Here is a 2,231-nt window from a genome sequence, read left to right as displayed (position 1 = left end):
AAATTTCAAACCAATTGTGATGCTCCAGGCGAGCTTATCATTTTTAGCACTTGTTTTTATATCAGTCGTATTTGTAGGTTGTGGTAGTGATGATGGAGGTGACGAGCCTCAACCAGACCTTTGTGCTGATGTTACCATTGCATTTGACCTCAATCAAACTGGTTGTAATGAAGTGACTGTTGAGAACACCACTGGTGGAGAAGGAGCTTATGAGTTTTCTATAGATGGCACTACTTTTCAGTCAAGTGCTGAATTCTCCGGTGTAGCTAGTGGTGCTAACTCGATTATTGTAAGAGATGCCAACGGATGTGAGGCTACGCAAAGCATTACGATAGAAGAAGTAAATATCACTTTCGACCTTGAGCAAACAGGTTGTGACGAGATCACCGTTCAAAATATTACCGGTGGTGAAGGTGCTTACGAGTTTTCTATAGATGGTTCTACCTTCCAATCGGCAGCTGAATTTTCTGGCGTAGCTAGCGGAGCTAACACAATTACTGCAAGAGACGCAAATGGTTGCGAAGCTACCAAAAGCATTACTATCGCTGAAGAGTTATCACTTACAGCTACTGCAGATGCCTATACAATCACCGTAGAAGCAGCAGGTGGTGTTGGTCCTTTCCAATATTCAATTGATGACAAAGCGACTTTCCAAACGGAAACAACTTTTGAAGTTGAAGAAGAAAAAGATTATACCATAGTAGTAAAAGACGAAAACGGCTGTGAGGCAACTGTTACAGTTACTGCAGATGAAGTAACCACTACAACTGATTCAAGAGATGGTCAGACGTATAAAGTAGTAAAAATCGGTACACAAATCTGGTTTGCATCACATTTTAATTACCAGCCAGAGAGTGGTTTAAATGGTTATTATGATAATGATTCGGTACAGTATGCAACAGAATATGGACGTCTTTATAGTTGGACTGTAGCGAAAGAAATAGCTCCTCAGGGGTGGAGATTGCCGACAAAAACAGAGTTTCAGGAACTTCTTGAAATATACTCGACAGAAACAGAGGCTGCCCAAGCTTTGGCTGTAGGAGGTGCCACAAACTTCAATTTTGTTTTAAGTGGAACTTATTATTCTGCATTTGATGATTTTGATAACATTAACATGGTTGGTTACTTATGGTCATCTTCTGAAAACGAGTCTGATTTAGATAGAGCCTTTGGTCTTACAATTGAACCAGAATTTTCCTCAATTGAATTGAGCGGAAATTTTCTCAAAGAGAGATGGCTTTCCGTAAGGTTTGTTAAAGAATAGAGGTTTATATATTATCATGATTAGAGCAATTATTGTAATTCCCCCCACTGGTCGTAGCGTCCGCTACGACCAAAAGTGATGATTATAATATAGGTTACAATTAGCAGTACCAATAAAAATGTCCATAAAAGCACAAACTCATCGTTTGTGCTTTTTTACATACATAGCGGAGGCACCACTGGTCGTAGCGTCCGCTACGACTATAAAACATTACAATAGCCTAAATTTATTTTTTACGTTATGGGTAGAAAGTACGCCATCAGAGATCAACAGGCACTTCACTTTGTGACCTTCACGGTTGTCAATTGGATTGACTTATTTATAAGAGACGAATACAAACAGATAATAGTTGATAGTCTAGATTATTGTATTGAAAACAAAAACTTAAATGTGCATGCCTATTGCATTATGACAAGTCATGTACATTTGATTCTCAGTGTAAACCACAGTGGCAACTTGTCTCATGTGATCAGAGATTTTAAAAGTTTTACTTCTACAAGTCTTAAAAATGCAACTAAAGAGAATTCAGTTGAGAGCAGAAAAGAGTGGTTACTATGGATGATGGAAAGAGCTGGCAAGAAAAATAGTAGAAATTCTGGCTTTCAATTCTGGCAACAGCATAACCACCCTATCCAGTTAGATACCAATGAGTTGATGGATCAAAGGCTCGAGTATGTACATAATAATCCGTGTGAAGCGGGCTTTGTAGATGATCCTTGTGCGTGGACATGGAGCAGTTGTTCGAGTTATCAAAGAGGAGTTGCAAGTCCTATACCTCTGGTTTATATAGAATAACAGGAAGCATTATTCTAAATAACATGGGTCGTAGCGGACGCTACGACCAGGCAGATTTAATACAAAATACAATAAGCAGTACCAATAAAAATGTCCAAAAAGCACAAACACCTCGTTTGTGCTTTTTCACTTTCCCCTTGTTAGTGTTGTCACCAACAAGCCAAATATAAGT

Annotated in this window: 2 protein-coding genes; both read left to right on the top strand. The window is 38.8% G+C overall.

Annotated elements, in window-relative coordinates; translation table 11 throughout:
* Positions 1-1,264: FISUMP domain-containing protein (locus E1176_RS02340; RefSeq protein ID WP_281349510.1), on the top strand; the 1,264-nt coding region annotated here is incomplete at its 5' end.
* Between the two features lie 240 nt (positions 1,265-1,504).
* Positions 1,505-2,059 carry an REP-associated tyrosine transposase gene (locus E1176_RS02335; RefSeq protein WP_155208965.1) on the top strand — a complete coding sequence of 185 codons (555 nt, stop codon included), beginning with the start codon at positions 1,505-1,507 and terminating at the stop codon, positions 2,057-2,059.
* The last annotated feature ends 172 nt before the right edge of the window (positions 2,060-2,231 follow it).

The sequence above is a fragment of the Fulvivirga aurantia genome, assembly GCF_009711475.1.
GTDB classification, from domain to species: Bacteria; Bacteroidota; Bacteroidia; order Cytophagales; family Cyclobacteriaceae; genus Fulvivirga; species Fulvivirga aurantia.
This window is presented reverse-complemented; position numbering and strand designations above follow the sequence as displayed.